The sequence below is a fragment of the Sphaerisporangium sp. NPDC004334 genome (assembly GCF_053602655.1).
In genome coordinates, this window is sequence record NZ_JBSGDZ010000028.1 from 1 (window position 1) to 16,724 (window position 16,724).

The 16,724-nt window shown below is 67.3% G+C and carries 21 protein-coding genes; all 21 read left to right on the top strand.

Annotated elements, in window-relative coordinates:
- The coding region (locus ACWEN6_RS31050; RefSeq protein ID WP_452575208.1) for a DNA-directed RNA polymerase subunit beta at nucleotides 1-740 on the top strand (740 nt) is incomplete at its 5' end.
- Nucleotides 741-762: 22 nt separating this feature from the next.
- Complete coding sequence (locus ACWEN6_RS31055; RefSeq protein WP_452575210.1) at nucleotides 763-4,638, top strand: DNA-directed RNA polymerase subunit beta'; 3,876 nt, start codon at nucleotides 763-765, stop codon at nucleotides 4,636-4,638.
- A 539-nt stretch (nucleotides 4,639-5,177) separates the two neighbouring features.
- Nucleotides 5,178-5,552 carry a 30S ribosomal protein S12 gene (gene rpsL / locus ACWEN6_RS31060; RefSeq protein ID WP_061253213.1) on the top strand — a complete coding sequence of 125 codons (375 nt, stop codon included), beginning with the start codon at nucleotides 5,178-5,180 and terminating at the stop codon, nucleotides 5,550-5,552.
- Between the two features lies 1 nt (nucleotide 5,553).
- Nucleotides 5,554-6,024, top strand: coding sequence for a 30S ribosomal protein S7 (gene rpsG, locus ACWEN6_RS31065; protein ID WP_248964948.1), 471 nt, complete (start codon nucleotides 5,554-5,556; stop codon nucleotides 6,022-6,024).
- A 90-nt stretch (nucleotides 6,025-6,114) separates the two neighbouring features.
- Nucleotides 6,115-8,163: an elongation factor G gene (gene fusA, locus ACWEN6_RS31070; RefSeq protein ID WP_452575343.1), complete on the top strand. Its 2,049-nt coding sequence runs from the start codon at nucleotides 6,115-6,117 to the stop codon at nucleotides 8,161-8,163.
- Between the two features lie 177 nt (nucleotides 8,164-8,340).
- Complete coding sequence (tuf, locus tag ACWEN6_RS31075; protein ID WP_354837590.1) at nucleotides 8,341-9,534, top strand: elongation factor Tu; 1,194 nt, start codon at nucleotides 8,341-8,343, stop codon at nucleotides 9,532-9,534.
- Nucleotides 9,535-9,802: 268 nt separating this feature from the next.
- Complete coding sequence (gene rpsJ, locus ACWEN6_RS31080; RefSeq protein ID WP_012887830.1) at nucleotides 9,803-10,111, top strand: 30S ribosomal protein S10; 309 nt, start codon at nucleotides 9,803-9,805, stop codon at nucleotides 10,109-10,111.
- A gap of 14 nt (nucleotides 10,112-10,125) precedes the next feature.
- The gene (gene rplC, locus ACWEN6_RS31085; protein WP_354837587.1) at nucleotides 10,126-10,779 is read left to right on the top strand and encodes a 50S ribosomal protein L3; all 654 of its coding nucleotides are present in this window, start codon (nucleotides 10,126-10,128) and stop codon (nucleotides 10,777-10,779) included.
- Nucleotides 10,776-11,426 (top strand): 50S ribosomal protein L4, encoded by a 651-nt coding sequence (rplD, locus tag ACWEN6_RS31090; protein ID WP_452575212.1) that lies wholly within the window; start codon nucleotides 10,776-10,778, stop codon nucleotides 11,424-11,426. The genes rplC and rplD overlap by 4 nt, the downstream gene beginning before the upstream one ends.
- Nucleotides 11,426-11,728, top strand: a complete 303-nt coding sequence (gene rplW, locus ACWEN6_RS31095) for a 50S ribosomal protein L23 (protein WP_248964952.1) — start codon at nucleotides 11,426-11,428, stop codon at nucleotides 11,726-11,728. The genes rplD and rplW overlap by 1 nt, the downstream gene beginning before the upstream one ends.
- A gap of 50 nt (nucleotides 11,729-11,778) precedes the next feature.
- Entirely contained in the window at nucleotides 11,779-12,615 is an 837-nt protein-coding gene (gene rplB, locus ACWEN6_RS31100; protein ID WP_214414915.1) for a 50S ribosomal protein L2, read from the top strand.
- A gap of 11 nt (nucleotides 12,616-12,626) precedes the next feature.
- The gene (rpsS, locus tag ACWEN6_RS31105; RefSeq protein ID WP_262849229.1) at nucleotides 12,627-12,905 is read left to right on the top strand and encodes a 30S ribosomal protein S19; all 279 of its coding nucleotides are present in this window, start codon (nucleotides 12,627-12,629) and stop codon (nucleotides 12,903-12,905) included.
- 26 nt (nucleotides 12,906-12,931) lie between these two features.
- Nucleotides 12,932-13,300 (top strand): 50S ribosomal protein L22, encoded by a 369-nt coding sequence (gene rplV, locus ACWEN6_RS31110; RefSeq protein ID WP_189162760.1) that lies wholly within the window; start codon nucleotides 12,932-12,934, stop codon nucleotides 13,298-13,300.
- On the top strand, nucleotides 13,300-14,154 hold the full coding sequence (gene rpsC, locus ACWEN6_RS31115) for a 30S ribosomal protein S3 (RefSeq protein ID WP_452575214.1): 855 nt from the start codon (nucleotides 13,300-13,302) through the stop codon (nucleotides 14,152-14,154). The genes rplV and rpsC overlap by 1 nt, the downstream gene beginning before the upstream one ends.
- Nucleotides 14,155-14,156: 2 nt before the next feature.
- A complete protein-coding gene (gene rplP, locus ACWEN6_RS31120) occupies nucleotides 14,157-14,576 on the top strand; it encodes a 50S ribosomal protein L16 (RefSeq protein ID WP_184608221.1) in 420 nt (139 codons plus the stop codon).
- On the top strand, nucleotides 14,576-14,812 hold the full coding sequence (gene rpmC / locus ACWEN6_RS31125) for a 50S ribosomal protein L29 (protein ID WP_354837577.1): 237 nt from the start codon (nucleotides 14,576-14,578) through the stop codon (nucleotides 14,810-14,812). The genes rplP and rpmC overlap by 1 nt, the downstream gene beginning before the upstream one ends.
- Nucleotides 14,805-15,089, top strand: coding sequence for a 30S ribosomal protein S17 (rpsQ, locus tag ACWEN6_RS31130; protein ID WP_354837575.1), 285 nt, complete (start codon nucleotides 14,805-14,807; stop codon nucleotides 15,087-15,089). Before rpmC ends, rpsQ begins: the two co-directional genes overlap by 8 nt.
- A 149-nt stretch (nucleotides 15,090-15,238) precedes the next feature.
- Complete coding sequence (gene rplN, locus ACWEN6_RS31135) at nucleotides 15,239-15,607, top strand: 50S ribosomal protein L14 (protein WP_189162756.1); 369 nt, start codon at nucleotides 15,239-15,241, stop codon at nucleotides 15,605-15,607.
- A gap of 9 nt (nucleotides 15,608-15,616) precedes the next feature.
- A complete protein-coding gene (rplX, locus tag ACWEN6_RS31140; RefSeq protein WP_354837627.1) occupies nucleotides 15,617-15,916 on the top strand; it encodes a 50S ribosomal protein L24 in 300 nt (99 codons plus the stop codon).
- On the top strand, nucleotides 15,916-16,491 hold the full coding sequence (gene rplE / locus ACWEN6_RS31145) for a 50S ribosomal protein L5 (protein ID WP_354837572.1): 576 nt from the start codon (nucleotides 15,916-15,918) through the stop codon (nucleotides 16,489-16,491). The genes rplX and rplE overlap by 1 nt, the downstream gene beginning before the upstream one ends.
- On the top strand, nucleotides 16,491-16,676 hold the full coding sequence (locus tag ACWEN6_RS31150) for a type Z 30S ribosomal protein S14 (protein WP_114032742.1): 186 nt from the start codon (nucleotides 16,491-16,493) through the stop codon (nucleotides 16,674-16,676). Before rplE ends, ACWEN6_RS31150 begins: the two co-directional genes overlap by 1 nt.
- Nucleotides 16,677-16,724 lie beyond the last annotated feature (48 nt).

The following is a 16,724-nucleotide window of genomic DNA, read 5'->3' on the forward strand; positions in this document are numbered from 1 at the left end:
AGGTCCTGGAGACCCACCTCGGGTGGATCGCCGCCCGCGGCTGGGACATCACGGGGGTGCAGGAGGCCTGGGCCGAGCGGCTGCGCGACAAGGGCTTCGGGCAGGTCGAGCCACGCACCAACATGGCCACCCCGGTCTTCGACGGCGCCCACGAGGAAGAGATCGTCGGCCTGCTCGGCAACACCGTCCCCAACCGTGACGGGGAGCGGATGGTGGCGAAGAGCGGCAAGGCCCAGTTGTTCGACGGCAGATCGGGCGAGCCGTTCCCGTACCACATCTCGGTCGGCTACATCTACATCCTGAAGCTGCTCCACCTGGTCGACGACAAGATCCACGCTCGCTCGACCGGTCCGTACTCCATGATCACCCAGCAGCCGCTGGGCGGTAAGGCCCAGTTCGGCGGCCAGCGCTTCGGCGAGATGGAGGTCTGGGCCCTTGAGGCCTACGGAGCCGCGTACGCGCTGCAGGAGCTGCTGACCATCAAGTCCGACGACGTTCTCGGCCGCGTGAAGGTCTACGAGGCCATCGTCAAGGGCGAGAACATCCCCGAGCCGGGCATCCCTGAGTCCTTCAAGGTCCTCATCAAGGAGATGCAGTCGCTGTGCCTCAACGTCGAGGTGCTCTCCAGCGACGGCATGTCCATCGAGATGCGCGACACCGACGAGGACGTCTTCCGCGCGGCGGAGGAGCTCGGCATCGACCTGTCCCGGCGCGAGCCGAGCAGTGTCGAAGAGGTCTGATTTTCAAGCGAGGGGATAACAAGTGCTCGACGTCAACTTCTTCGACGAGCTCCGCATCGGCCTCGCCACGGCCGACGATATCCGGCAGTGGTCCCACGGCGAGGTCAAGAAGCCCGAGACCATCAACTACCGCACCCTGAAGCCCGAGAAGGACGGACTCTTCTGCGAGAAGATCTTCGGTCCGACCCGCGACTGGGAGTGCTACTGCGGCAAGTACAAGCGCGTCCGCTTCAAGGGCATCATCTGCGAGCGCTGTGGCGTCGAGGTCACGCGCGCCAAGGTGCGCCGCGAGCGGATGGGCCACATCGAGCTGGCCGCGCCGGTCACCCACATCTGGTACTTCAAGGGCGTCCCGTCCCGCCTGGGATACCTGCTCGACCTCGCCCCGAAGGACCTGGAGAAGGTCATCTACTTCGCGGCGTACATGATCACGTATGTCGACACCGACATGCGTGCTCGTGACCTGCCCTCGCTGGAGGCCAAGATCTCCGTCGAGCGGCAGCACATCGAGCAGCGCCGCGACGCCGACATCGAGGCCCGCCAGAAGAAGCTCGAGTCCGACCTGGCCGAGCTGGAGGCCGCCGGCGCCAAGGGCGACCAGCGCCGCAAGGTCCGTGAGGGCGCCGACCGCGAGATGCGTCAGCTCCGCGACCGCACCCAGCGCGAGCTGGACCGCCTCGAGGAGGTCTGGAGCCGCTTCAAGAACCTCAAGGTCCAGGACCTCGAGGGCGACGAGCTGCTGTACCGCGAGATGCGCGACCGCTTCGGCCGCTACTTCCGCGGCGGCATGGGCGCCCAGGCGATCCAGGAGCGGCTGAACAACTTCGACCTGGCCGCCGAGGCCGAGTCGCTGCGCGAGACCATCCGCAGCGGCAAGGGTCAGAAGAAGGCCCGCGCGCTCAAGCGGCTCAAGGTCGTCTCGGCGTTCCTCACCACCCGCAACTCGCCCAACGGCATGGTGCTCGACTGCATCCCGGTGATCCCGCCGGACCTGCGGCCGATGGTGCAGCTCGACGGTGGCCGCTTCGCGACCTCCGACCTCAACGACCTGTACCGCCGGGTGATCAACCGCAACAACCGCCTCAAGCGGCTTCTCGACCTCGGCGCGCCCGAGATCATCGTGAACAACGAGAAGCGGATGCTCCAGGAGGCCGTCGACGCGCTGTTCGACAACGGCCGCCGCGGCCGTCCGGTCACCGGGCCGGGCAACCGCCCGCTGAAGTCGCTGTCGGACATGCTCAAGGGCAAGCAGGGCCGTTTCCGGCAGAACCTGCTCGGCAAGCGCGTCGACTACTCCGGCCGTTCGGTCATCGTCGTCGGCCCGCAGCTCAAGCTGCACCAGTGCGGCCTGCCCAAGCAGATGGCCCTGGAGCTGTTCAAGCCGTTCGTGATGAAGCGCCTGGTCGACCTCAACCACGCGCAGAACATCAAGTCGGCCAAGCGCATGGTCGAGCGGGCCAGGCCGGTCGTGTGGGACGTGCTCGAAGAGGTCATCACCGAGCATCCGGTGCTGCTCAACCGCGCGCCGACCCTGCACCGCCTGGGCATCCAGGCCTTCGAGCCGCAGCTGGTCGAGGGCAAGGCCATCCAGATCCACCCGCTAGTCTGCACCGCCTTCAACGCCGACTTCGACGGCGACCAGATGGCGGTCCACCTGCCCCTGTCGGCGGAGGCCCAGGCCGAGGCGCGCATCCTGATGCTCTCGACCAACAACATCCTCAAGCCGGCCGACGGCAAGCCGGTGACCATGCCCACCCAGGACATGATCATCGGTCTGTACTGGCTGACCACGCAGCGCGAAGGCGCCGAGGGCGAGGGCCGCGTGTTCGGCTCGGTCTCCGAGGCGCTCATGGCCTTCGACCGCCGTGAGCTGGACATCCAGGCCCAGATCCAGGTCCGGGTCAAGGACGTCCCGCCGCCGCGGGGCTGGTCGGCCCCCGAGGGCTGGGAGGCCGGCGAGGCCTACCGCCTGGAGACCACGCTGGGCCGGGCGCTGTTCAACCAGACGCTGCCCGACAACTACCCGTTCGTGAACTCTCAGATCGGCAAGAAGCAGCTCTCGGCGATCGTCAACGAGCTGGCGGAGAAGTACCCGAAGGTCGAGGTCGCGGCCGCTCTGGACGCGCTCAAGGACGCGGGCTTCCACTGGGCCACGCGGTCCGGCGTCACGATCTCCATCGACGACGTCGTCGCGCCGCCGAACAAGGCCGAGATCATGGAGTCCTACGAGCGCCGGGCCGACAAGGTCCAGCGCGAGTACGAGCGCGGTCTGATCACCGACGAGGAGCGCCGTCAGGAGCTCATCGAGATCTGGACGCACGCCACGGCGGACGTCGAGACCGACATGGTGAACGCCTTCCCGGCGACCAACTCCGTCTGGATGATGGTCAACTCCGGCGCCCGAGGCAACAAGATGCAGGTGCGTCAGATCGCCGGCATCCGCGGCCTGGTGTCCAACACCAAGGGTGAGACGATCCCGCGGCCGATCAAGTCCTCTTTCCGCGAGGGCCTGTCGGTGCTGGAGTACTTCATCTCCACCCACGGACAGCGCAAGGGTCTGGCCGACACCGCGCTGCGCACCGCCGACTCGGGTTACCTGACCCGTCGTCTGGTGGACGTCGCGCAGGACGTCATCGTCCGCGAGATCGACTGCGGCACCGACCGCGGCGTCCCGCTGCACGTCGGCGAGCGCGACTCGAGCGGCAACCTGGTCAAGGCCGAGAACGCCGAGAGCAACGTGCACGGCCGCATCCTGGCCGAGGACGTCGAGGTGGACGGCAAGGTCGTCGCGACGGCCGGCGCCGACATCAACGACGCCATCGTCACGGCGGTGGTCGACGCCGGCATCGAGACGGTCCGCACGCGCAGCGCGCTGGTGTGCGAGGCCAAGATCGGTGTCTGCGCCACCTGCTACGGCCGCTCCTTGGCCACCGGCAAGCTCGTGGACGTCGGCGAGGCGGTCGGCATCATCGCCGCCCAGTCGATCGGCGAGCCCGGCACCCAGCTGACGATGCGTACCTTCCACACCGGTGGTGTGGCGGGCGCGGACATCACCCACGGTCTGCCCCGTGTCCAGGAGCTGTTCGAGGCGCGCGTCCCCAAGGGCGTCGCCCCGATCAGCGAGGCGGACGGCCGGGCGCGCATCGACGAGACCGACAAGACCCGCAAGATCGTGATCACGCCGGACGACGGTTCCGACGAGATCGCCTACCCGGTGTCCATGCGGTCGCGTCTGCTGGTCAGCGACGGTCAGCGCGTGACGGTGGGCCAGCAGCTCATCGCCGGCGCGGTCAACCCCAACGAGGTGCTGCGCATCCTCGGCCCCCGGGCCGTGCAGCTGCACCTGGTGGCCGAGGTCCAGCAGGTGTACCGCTCGCAGGGTGTGTCGATCCACGACAAGCACATCGAGATCATCGTGCGGCAGATGCTCAAGCGCGTGAACGTGCTGGAGTCCGGTGACACCGACCTGCTGCCCGGCGAGCTCGTCGAGCGGCCGCGCTTCGAGATGGTCAACCGCGAGGTCGTCGCCGAGGGCGGCACCCCCGCCTCCGGCCGTCCGGTCCTCATGGGCATCACCAAGGCGTCGCTGGCCACCGAGTCCTGGCTGTCGGCGGCGTCCTTCCAGGAGACCACGCGGGTGCTCACGGACGCGGCGATCCACGCCAAGTCCGACAGCCTGCTGGGTCTGAAGGAGAACGTCATCATCGGTAAGCTCATCCCGGCCGGTACGGGCATGTCCCAGTACCGCAACATCCGGGTCGAGCCGACCGAGGAGGCCAAGGCGGCGATGTACACCGTCGGCGGCTACGACGGCTCGGCGACCGACTACACCTTCGGCACCGGCAGCGGCGAGGCCGTGCCGCTGGAGGAGTACGACTTCGGTCAGTACAACCGCTGACGGCGGGGCCGGCGGCGCCGGTCCCACCTCGCGGCAGGGCGAACGCAGGGGCGCCCGCTCCCGGCAACGGGGGCGGGCGCCCCTCGCCGTCTCCCAGGGCCGTCGCGCGGCGTCCTGAGGGCCGCCGTGCGGCAACACGGGAAATCGTCGAGACGGGTCCGTGGTTGGCGTAAACTTGTCTGGTGCCCGATAGCGGCCGGGGGGAAACCGGCTGCGGGCCACGACACGAACCGAGCGCGCACAAGCGGCTCGGCGCAGCCGTTTTGACGTGTTGCGATGGGCTGGGTAGTCTTGCCCTTCGTGCCCGTGGCTTCATGGGCTCACATGCGTGCGCTCGCCAGGCCCTTCAGGGGCCGGCCGGTCGCCGTGTGATCTCCTCCACCGGGTGCCGGCCTTTCGCCGGGCGCAGTGCGGCAAAGATCGCGACACGCCCGAGCGCGTGGGTCGGAGCCGAGGGAAAAATAGCAGGTCATGACACCGGCAGAGCCTGCGAAACGCACGACTTTTCGAATCACCGGCCAAGCACGAACGGAGACGCGGTGCCCACGATTCAGCAGCTGGTCCGCAAGGGCCGCCAGGACAAGGTCAGTAAGACCAAGACACCGGCGCTCAAGGGGAGCCCCCAGCGGCGCGGCGTCTGCACGCGCGTGTATACGACGACCCCGAAGAAGCCGAACTCCGCCCTCCGCAAGGTGGCGCGTGTCCGGCTCACCAACGGCATCGAGGTGACGGCTTACATCCCTGGTGTGGGCCACAACCTCCAGGAGCACTCCATCGTGCTCGTGCGTGGCGGTCGTGTGAAGGACCTGCCGGGTGTTCGCTACAAGATCATCCGTGGTTCGCTGGACACCCAGGGCGTCCGCAACCGCAAGCAGGCCCGCAGCCGCTACGGCGCGAAGAAGGAGAAGAGCTGACATGCCGCGCAAGGGTCCCGCTGGGCGCCGACAGCTTGTCGCAGACCCGGTGTTCAACTCGCCGCTGGTCACCGCGCTCATCAACAAGGTGCTTCTGAACGGCAAGCGCTCGCTCGCCCAGACCATCGTCTACGACGCCCTCGAGGGCTGCAGGGACAAGTCGGGCAACGACCCGGTTGTCACCCTGAAGCGCGCTCTCGACAACGTCAAGCCCACTCTTGAGGTCCGCAGCCGCCGTGTCGGTGGCGCGACCTACCAGGTGCCGGTCGAGGTGCGCGCGGCGCGCAGCACCACCCTGGCACTGCGCTGGCTGGTGCAGTACTCCCGCGCCCGCCGCGAGAAGACCATGACCGAGCGGCTGATGAACGAGCTGCTCGACGCGAGCAACGGTCTGGGCGCCAGCGTGAAGCGGCGCGAGGACACGCACAAGATGGCCGAGTCCAACAAGGCCTTCGCCCACTACCGCTGGTAATCCCAGCGGCGACGACGAGACGACGAGGACGCGAGAGAAGTGGCGACATCGACCGCTCTTGACCTGGCCAAGGTCCGCAACATCGGGATCATGGCCCATATCGACGCGGGCAAGACCACCACGACCGAGCGCATCCTGTTCTACACCGGTATCAACTACAAGATCGGTGAAGTCCACGAGGGCGCTGCCACGATGGACTGGATGGAGCAGGAGCAAGAGCGCGGCATCACGATCACCTCTGCCGCGACCACCTGCGAGTGGCTTGATCACACGATCAACATCATCGATACGCCCGGCCACGTCGACTTCACCGTCGAAGTGGAGCGCTCGCTGCGCGTCCTCGACGGCGCTGTGGCGGTTTTCGACGCCGTGGCCGGCGTCGAGCCGCAGTCCGAGACGGTGTGGCGGCAGGCGGACCGCTACGGCGTCCCGCGCATCTGCTTTGTTAACAAGATGGACCGCGTCGGCGCCGAGTTCCACCGCTGCGTCGACATGATCGTGTCGCGCCTTGGCGCGACGCCGCTCGTCATCCAGCTTCCCTGGGGCGTCGAGGCCGACTTCAAGGGCGTCATCGACCTGGTGAAGATGAAGGGCCTGATCTGGAGCGCCGAGGCGGCCAAGGGCGAGATGTACGACACCGTCGACATCCCGGCCGACCACGCCGAGGTGGCGCGCGAGTGGCGCGACCGGCTCATCGAGACGGCCGCCGAGCACGACGACCAGCTCATGGAGCTCTACCTGGAGGGCGTCGAGCCCACCGAGGAGCAGCTCGTCGCCGGCATCCGCCGCGCGACGCTGGCCAGCGCGCTCAACCCGGTCCTGTGCGGCACCGCGTTCAAGAACAAGGGCGTGCAGCCCCTGCTCGACGCGATCGTCGCCTACCTCCCCGCCCCGACCGACATCCCCGCCTTCAAGGGGCACGCGGTCGGCAAGGAGGAGGAGGTCATCGAGCGTCACGCGGACCCGACCGAGCCGTTCTCGGCGCTGGCGTTCAAGATCATGAGCGACCAGCACCTCGGCAAGCTCACCTTCATCCGCATCTACTCCGGCACGCTCGAGACCGGCACCTCCGTGGTGAACTCGGTCAAGGGCAAGAAGGAGCGCATCGGCAAGATCTACCAGATGCACGCCAACAAGCGCGAAGAGCGCCCGACGGCGCACGCTGGTCAGATCGTGGCGGTCATGGGTCTGAAGGACACCACCACCGGTGACACCCTCTCCGACCCGGCCAACCAGGTCGTCCTGGAGTCGATGACGTTCCCGGCGCCGGTCATCAACGTCGCGATCGAGCCCAAGACCAAGGGCGACCAAGAGAAGCTCAGCACCGCGATCCAGCGCCTGGCCGAGGAGGACCCCTCCTTCCAGGTCCGCCGGGACGAGGAGACCGGGCAGACGGTCATCTGGGGTATGGGCGAGCTCCACCTGGAGATCCTCGTCGACCGGATGCGCCGCGAGTTCAAGGTCGAGGCCAACGTCGGCCGCCCGCAGGTCGCCTACCGCGAGACCATCCGCCGCAAGGTGGAGAAGGTCGAGTACACGCACAAGAAGCAGACCGGTGGTTCCGGCCAGTTCGCGCGCGTGATCATCGACCTGGAGCCGCTGGGCGAGGGCAACGACGGCTACGAGTTCTCCAACAAGGTCAGCGGTGGCCGCATCCCCCGGGAGTACATCCCGTCGGTGGACGCGGGCGCCCAGGAGGCCGCGGAGTTCGGCGTGCTGGCCGGCTACCCGATGGTGGGTGTGAAGGTCACCCTCCAGGACGGTGCCTACCACGAGGTCGACTCCTCCGAAATGGCCTTCAAGATCGCCGGTTCGATGGCCTTCAAGGAGGCCGCGCGCCGCGCGGACGCCGTGATCCTGGAGCCGATGATGGCCGTCGAGGTCACCACGCCCGAGGACTACATGGGCGATGTCATCGGCGACCTGAACGGTCGGCGCGGGCAGATCCAGGCCATGGAAGACCGTTCCGGGGCGAAGGTCATCAACGCCCTGGTGCCGCTGTCAGAGATGTTCGGCTACGTGGGCGACCTTCGCAGCAAGACCCAGGGCCGGGCTGTCTACAGCATGCAGTTCAACTCCTACTCGGAGGTGCCCCCGGGCATCGCCAAGGAGATCGTCGCGAAGGCTCGGGGCGAATAAGCGCCGGACCCGGACGGCCGGGGACGTCGAGCGATCGTCGTCCCCGCCGGCGGGGGACCGGGACGACGAGTCCCAGACCCAGGCCGGCTCGGGCGGCGACCACCGCCGCCCGGGGATCGGGCTCCGAGCCCGAGTGAGACTAGCAAGTCACGTCAGAATCTCTAAGGAGACAGAGCAGTGGCCAAGGCCAAGTTCGAGCGGACCAAGCCGCACGTGAACATCGGCACCATTGGGCACATCGACCACGGCAAGACCACTCTGACCGCGGCGATCACCAAGGTGCTCCACGACCGTTTCCCTCACCTCAATGAGGCGACCCCGTTCGACAAGATCGACAAGGCGCCCGAGGAGAAGGCCCGCGGCATCACCATCTCCATCGCGCACGTCGAGTACCAGACCGAGAAGCGCCACTACGCTCACGTGGACTGCCCCGGTCACGCCGACTACGTGAAGAACATGATCACCGGTGCGGCGCAGATGGACGGCGCGATCCTCGTGGTCGCCGCCACCGACGGCCCGATGCCGCAGACCAAGGAGCACGTGCTCCTGGCCCGCCAGGTCGGCGTCCCCTACATCGTCGTCGCCCTGAACAAGGCCGACATGGTGGACGACGAGGAGATCCTGGAGCTCGTCGAGCTCGAGGTCCGCGAGCTGCTCTCCGCCCAGGAGTTCCCGGGCGACGACCTGCCGGTCGTGCGCGTCTCGGCGCTGAAGGCGCTCGAGGGCGACGAGAAGTGGGGCGACTCGATCATCGAGCTCATGAACGCCGTGGACGACAACGTCCCCGAGCCCGTTCGTGACACCGACAAGCCCTTCCTCATGCCGATCGAGGACGTCTTCTCGATCACCGGCCGCGGCACCGTCGTGACCGGTCGTATCGAGCGCGGCATCGTCAAGGTCAACGAGACCGTCGACATCATCGGCATCAAGGAGAAGAGCACCACCACCACCGTCACCGGTGTGGAGATGTTCCGCAAGCTCCTGGACGAGGGCCGGGCCGGTGACAACGTCGGTCTGCTCCTGCGTGGCATCAAGCGCGAGGACGTCGAGCGCGGCCAGTGCATCATCAAGCCGGGCACGACCACCCCGCACACCGAGTTCGAGGCGCAGGTCTACATCCTGTCCAAGGACGAGGGCGGCCGCCACACGCCGTTCTTCAACAACTACCGCCCGCAGTTCTACTTCCGTACCACGGACGTGACGGGCGTCGTGACCCTGCCCGAGGGCACCGAGATGGTCATGCCCGGTGACAACACCGAGATGTCCGTCCAGCTCATCCAGCCCATCGCGATGGAGGACGGTCTCAAGTTCGCCATCCGCGAGGGTGGCCGCACCGTCGGTGCGGGTCGAGTCACGAAGATCATCAAGTAGCACGACCGCGGGTCGGCGGTCGGACTCCGAGAACGGGTCCGGCCGCCGCACCACGAAGGGGTCGCCTCGGCGGCCCCGGAGCCCACGGTGAGCTCCGAGCCCAGCCGGGCCCGTGATCTCGCAGTCGTCTCGGCCGCCGCGACCGAGATGACTGCAAGATCACGGAAAAGGTGGCGGGCCATGGGGCGCAAGTCACGTGGGACACCCATAGCGGCAAAAGGCCGCACGAAACTTTTGCAGGACGACAGCGAAGGACACCGAGGCCACTATGGCGGGACAGAAGATCCGCATCCGGCTTAAGGCCTATGACCACGAGGTCATCGACAGCTCGGCCAAGAAGATCGTCGAGACGGTGACGCGGACTGGCGCGAAGGTCGCGGGCCCGGTGCCGTTGCCGACCGAGAAGAACGTGTACTGCGTCATCCGCTCGCCGCACAAGTACAAGGACAGCCGTGAGCACTTCGAAATGCGCACGCACAAGCGGCTGATTGACATCATCGATCCGACGCCGAAGACCGTCGACTCGCTCATGCGTCTCGACCTTCCGGCCGGCGTCGACATCTCGATCAAGCTCTGAGGGAACGCACTGACATGGCTAAGCAGATCAAGGGCGTCCTGGGCAAGAAGCTCGGCATGACCCAGGTCTTCGACGAGGGCAACCGGATCGTCCCGGTCACCGTCATCGAGGCCGGTCCGTGCGTGGTGACCCGCGTCCGCACTGAGGACAAGGACGGCTACTCCGCTGTTCAGCTCGGCTACGGGCAGGTGGACCCGCGCAAGGTGAACAAGCCGCTTGGTGACTATCTGCGCAAGCACGACATCACCCCGCGCCGCTACTTCGTCGAGCTCCGGACCTCCGACGCCTCCGAGTACACGCTCGGCCAGGAAGTTCTGGCCGACACCTTCGAGGCCGGCCAGCACATCGATGTGACCGGCAAGAGCAAGGGCAAGGGCTTCGCGGGTGTCATGAAGCGTCACGGCTTCAAGGGCCTCAGCGCCTCGCACGGCACCCAGCGCAAGCACCGCTCGCCCGGCTCCATCGGCGGCTGCGCCACTCCGGGCCGCGTTTTCAAGGGACTGCGCATGGCGGGCCGGATGGGCAACGTCCGCACCACCGTCCAGAACCTCAAGGTTCACGCCGTGGACGCCGAGAAGAACCTCATCCTGGTCAAGGGTGCGGTCCCCGGCGCCAACGGCAGCCTGGTCCTCATTCGCACCGCTGCCAAGAAGGGGGCTGCCAAGTGAGCACCACCGTTGACGTCCTCGACGCGGCCGGGGCGAAGACCGGGAGCGTCGACCTGCCGGAGGACATCTTCGGCGCCAAGGTCAACATCCCGCTGATCCACCAGGTCGTCGTCGCCCAGCTGGCCGCGCGCCGGCAGGGCACCCACAAGACGAAGACCCGCGGTGAGGTCAGCGGTGGCGGCAAGAAGCCGTACCGCCAGAAGGGCACCGGCCGGGCCCGCCAGGGCTCGACCCGCGCGCCGCAGTTCACCGGCGGTGGCACCGTCCACGGCCCGCAGCCGCGTGACTACACCCAGAAGACGCCCAAGAAGATGAAGGCCGCCGCCCTGCGCGGAGCCCTCAGCGACCGGGCCAACGGCGGACGCGTGCACATCGTGGACAGCCTGGTCACCGGGGACACCCCGAAGACCCAGGCCGCCCTCGAGGCGCTCCGCAACATCTCCAAGGCTCGCAGCGTCCTGGTCGTGGTCGACGCGGACGACGAGCTCACCTGGCTGAGCCTGCGCAACGCCCCGGAGGTCCACCTCCTGGACGCCGGCCAGCTCAACACGTACGACGTGCTCTGCTACGACGACGTGGTCTTCACGCGTGAGGCGTACGACCAGGTCGTGGCTCGGCTGGGCGGCAGCGGGAAGGAAGACGCCTGATGCAGAAGATCGCCGACCCGCGCGACATCATCATCAAGCCGATCGTCTCTGAGAAGAGCTACGGCCTGATCGATGAGCACAACAAGTACACGTTCTTGGTGCGCAAGACGGCCAACAAGACGCAGGTGAAGATCGCTGTCGAGCAGATCTTCGGCGTCAAGGTCACCAGCGTGAACACGATCAACCGCCAGGGCAAGCGTAAGCGGACGAAGTTCGGTTACGGCCAGCGCCCGAGCACCAAGCGGGCGATCGTGAGCCTGGTGGAAGGCGATCGGATCGACATCTTCGGTCAGATCAGCTGATCTCCGCCGCCGCATTGCCAAGCAACATCGACAAGGGATGAACGAAAAAGATGGGCATCCGTAAATACAAGCCGACGACTCCGGGTCGCCGCGGCGCGAGCGTCTCGGACTTCGCCGAGATCACGCGCAGCACGCCGGAGAAGTCGCTGCTTGCTCCCCTGCACAGCAAGGGTGGTCGTAACGTCCACGGCCGGGTGACCGCGCGTCACCAGGGCGGCGGGCACAAGCGTGCGTACCGGATCATCGACTTCCGGCGCCACGACAAGGACGGCATTCCGGCCAAGGTCGCTCACATCGAGTACGACCCCAACCGGACGTCGCGCATCGCGCTCCTGCACTACGCGGACGGCGAGAAGCGCTACATCCTCGCTCCCACGGGCATCAAGCAGGGCGACCGCATCGAGAACGGCCCTGCGGCCGACATCAAGCCGGGCAACTGCCTGCCGCTGCGCAACATTCCGACCGGTACCTTCATCCACGCCGTGGAGCTGAAGCCGGGCGGCGGCGCGAAGCTGGGCCGGTCCGCCGGCGCGCAGATCCAGCTGCTGGCCAAGGAAGGGCAGTACGCCACGCTGCGTATGCCCTCCGGTGAAATGCGCCAGGTGGACGTGCGCTGCCGCGCTTCGGTCGGCCAGGTCGGCAACGCCGAGCAGGCCAACATCAACATCGGCAAGGCCGGTCGTAACCGCTGGAAGGGCAAGCGCCCGACCGTCCGCGGTGTCGCGATGAACCCGGTCGACCACCCGCACGGTGGTGGTGAGGGCAAGACCTCTGGTGGTCGCCACCCGGTGAACCCCAAGGGCAAGCCCGAGGGCCGTACCCGTCAGGCCAACAAGGCCAGCGACCGACTGATCATCCGTCGGCGGAGCAAGAGGAAGAAGCGGTAGGAGCAGCCTAAATGCCACGTAGCCTTAAGAAGGGCCCGTTCGTCGACGGCCACCTGATGAAGAAGGTGGACACGCAGAACGAAAAGGGCACCAAGAACGTCATCAAGACGTGGTCGCGGCGCTCCATGATCGTGCCGGACATGCTGGGCCACACGATCGCCGTCCACGACGGGCGCAAGCACGTCCCGGTGTTCGTCACCGAGTCGATGATCGGTCACAAGCTGGGCGAGTTCGCGCCGACGCGGACCTTCCGCAGCCACGTCAAGGAAGACCGGCGGAGCCGGCGGTAAGCGCCTTAGGAAACGAGGAGTAAGCGATGGAAGCCAGGGCTCAGGCGCGGTTCGTCCGCGTCACGCCCCAGAAGGCCCGCCGCGTGGTGGACCTCATTCGCGGGCTGCCCGCTTCGGAGGCGCAGGCCGTGCTGCAGTTCGCCCCCCAGGCGGCGAGCGAGCCGATCTTCAAAGTGCTCACGAGCGCGATGGCGAACGCCGAGCACAACTTCAAGCTCGACCGCGAGACGCTGGTCGTGAGCCGGGCGTGGGTCGACGAGGGCCCGACGCTGAAGAGGTTCCGTCCCCGTGCCCAGGGCCGTGCCTATCGGATCAACAAGCGGACGAGCCACATCACTGTGATCGTCGAAGCCCGGCCTGAAGGCCAGGGCAGGCCGAAGGGAAGGACCCGCTAGTGGGCCAGAAGGTTAACCCGCACGGGTTCCGGCTCGGCATCACGACCGACTTCAAGAGCCGGTGGTACGCCGACAAGCTGTACAAGTCCTACGTCGCCGAGGATGTCTCGATCCGCCGCATGCTGCAGAAGGGCATGGAGCGGGCCGGCATCTCCAAGGTCGAGATCGAGCGCACCACCGATCGCGTCCAGGTCGACATCCACACCGCCAGGCCGGGCATCGTCATCGGCCGCCGCGGCGCCGAGGCGGACCGCATCCGTGGCGACCTCGAGAAGCTGACCAAGAAGCAGGTCCAGCTGAACATCCTCGAGGTCAAGAACCCCGAGGTGGACGCCCAGCTCGTCGCCCAGGGCGTGGCCGAGCAGCTGTCGAGCCGGGTCTCCTTCCGGCGCGCGATGCGCAAGGCCATGCAGTCGGCGATGAAGAGCGGCGCCAAGGGCATCCGTGTCCAGTGCGCCGGACGTCTCGGCGGCGCCGAGATGTCGCGCTCGGAGTTCTACCGCGAGGGCCGTGTGCCCCTGCACACCCTTCGCGCGGACATCGACTACGGCTTCTACGAGGCCCGCACCACCTTCGGCCGCATCGGCGTGAAGGTGTGGATTTACAAGGGCGAGGCCCCGACCAGCCGCGCCGAGCGCGAGGCGGCCGCGGCCGGCGCGCGCGCGGGCGGCCAGCGTCGCGACCGCACCGACAGGCCGCAGCGCGGCCGGGGCGCGGGCGGCGGCGGCGGAGGTCGTGGCCGTGACGGCGGCGCCCCCCGTGGCGGCGGCCGTGGCCCGAGGACCGAAAGCACCGCGCCCGCTGGGGCGCCCGAGACCGGCCCGGCGGAGCAGCCGGGTGCTGAAGGGAGCTGACCATGCTGATCCCGCGCAGGGTCAAGCACCGCAAGCAGCACCGGCCTGACCGCAGCGGAGCCGCCAAGGGCGGCACCAGGGTCGTGTTCGGCGAGTTCGGCATCCAGGCGCTTGAGCACCACTACGTGACCAACCGCCAGATCGAAGCCGCTCGTATCGCCATGACCCGGCACATCCGCCGTGGCGGCAAGGTGTGGATCAACATCTACCCGGACCGTCCGCTGACGAAGAAGCCCGCCGAGACCCGCATGGGTTCCGGTAAGGGTTCGCCGGAGTGGTGGATCGCCAACGTCAAGCCCGGCCGCGTCATGTTCGAGCTCTCGGGCGTCTCCGAGCCGGTGGCCCGCGAGGCCCTCCGGCGCGCGATGCACAAGCTCCCGATGAAGTGCCGGTTTGTTAAGCGTGAAGTGGGTGAGGCGTGATGGCTAAGGGCCTGACCGCCGGTGAGCTGCGGACTTCTGACCAGGACGAACTGGTCACGAAGCTGAAGGAAGCCAAGGAGGAGCTGTTCAACCTCCGCTTCCAGGCGGCGACCGGTCAGTTGGAGAGCCACGGGCGGCTTCGCGCCGTCCGCCGCGAGATCGCCCGTATCTACACCGTGATGCGCGAGCGCGAGCTCGGCATCGTCACGGTCGAGAAGGAGCCGAGCGATGGCTGAGACAACTGAGAGCACCGACAAGCAGGCGCGGAACTACCGCAAGACCCGTGAGGGTCTGGTGGTCAGCGACAAGATGGACAAGACCGTCGTCGTCGCCGTCGAGGACCGCGTGAAGCACCCGCTGTACGGCAAGGTCATCCGCCGTACGACCAAGTACAAGGCCCACGACGAGGCCAACTCCTGCGGCGTCGGCGACCGCGTCCTCCTGATGGAGACCCGGCCGCTGTCCGCCACCAAGCGGTGGCGGGTCGTGGAGATCCTCGAGCGGGCCAAGTAAGTCGCCTTGCGGGAGACCCCTCTGGAAGGGGGTCTCCCGCGCGGGCGTCCCCCCTCGGCGCCGGCCGTGCCGGCGCCAGGGCGCATCAGACCGAAATCTAGTTCCGCCAGGCTCATGATTGAGAACCGGCGTGACACACGGGAGTTGACGTGATCCAGCAGGAGTCGCGGCTCAAGGTCGCCGACAACACGGGTGCCAAGGAGATCTTGTGCATCCGCGTGCTCGGCGGCTCGGGTCGGCGCTACGCGGGTATCGGCGACATCATCGTCGCGACGGTGAAGGACGCCCTTCCCGCCGCCGGCGTCAAAAAGGGTGATGTGGTCAAGGCTGTCGTGGTGCGCACCACTAAGGAGCGCCGCCGCCCCGACGGCTCCTACATCCGCTTCGACGAGAACGCCGCGGTCATCATCAAGGACAGTGGCGACCCTCGGGGCACGCGTATCTTCGGTCCGGTGGGTCGCGAGCTGCGCGAGAAGAAGTTCATGCGCATCATCTCGCTCGCGCCGGAGGTGTTGTAAATGCCGAAGCTGCATGTGAAGAAGGGTGACCTCGTCCAGGTCATCGCCGGTAAGGACAAGGGTGCCAAGGGTCGTGTGATCCAGGCGATCCCGCGGGAGGACCGCGTGATCGTCGAGGGCGTCAACATGATCAAGAAGCATTCCAAGGTCACCCACCAGGGACCGCGCGGCGCCAAGGAAGGCGGCGTGCAGACCATGGAGGCCCCCATCCACGTGAGCAACGTCAAGAAGCTCAAGGATGAGGCGAAGAAGGACGACAAGCCCGCCAAGAAGGCCGAGAAGGCCGACGAATCGGGTGAGGACAACTGATGACCGCCACCACAACTGAGACCGAGCGCGCGGTGCCGCGCCTCAAGGAGCGCTACCGCGCGGAGATCGCCGACAAGCTGCGTGAGCAGTTCGGCATCGAGAACGCCATGCAGATCCCCAGGCTCACCAAGATCAAGGTGAACATGGGCGTCGGCGAGGCGGCTCGTGACTCCAAGCTCATCGAGGGCGCGGTGCGCGATCTCACCGCCATCACCGGCCAGAAGCCGGCCGTCGCCCACGCCCGCAAGTCCATCGCCCAGTTCAAGCTGCGCGAGGGCATGCCGATCGGCGCGCACGTGACGCTCCGCGGCGACCGCATGTGGGAGTTCCTCGACCGGCTGCTCTCCCTCGCGCTCCCGCGCATCAGGGACTTCCGCGGCCTGTCGCCCAAGCAGTTCGACGGCAACGGGAACTACACCTTCGGTCTCACCGAGCAGGTCATGTTCCACGAGGTGGACCCCGACCGGGTCGACCGTCAGCGTGGCATGGACATCACGGTCGTGACCACCGCCACGAACGACGACCAGGGCCGGGCGCTGCTCAAGCTTCTCGGCTTCCCCTTCAAGGAGGCCTGATGGCCAAGAAGTCTCTGATCGCGAAGGCCGAGCGCAAGCCGAAGTTCGGCGTGCGGGCGTACACTCGATGCTCGCGCTGTGGCCGGCCCCGCGCCGTCTACCGCAAGTTCGGCCTCTGCCGCGTGTGCTTCCGCGAGATGGCGCACCGGGGCGAGCTGCCCGGCATCACCAAGTCCAGCTGGTAGTTCGCGTGCGGGCTCCTCTTCGAGGGGCTCCCGAGGGACATCCCTCCG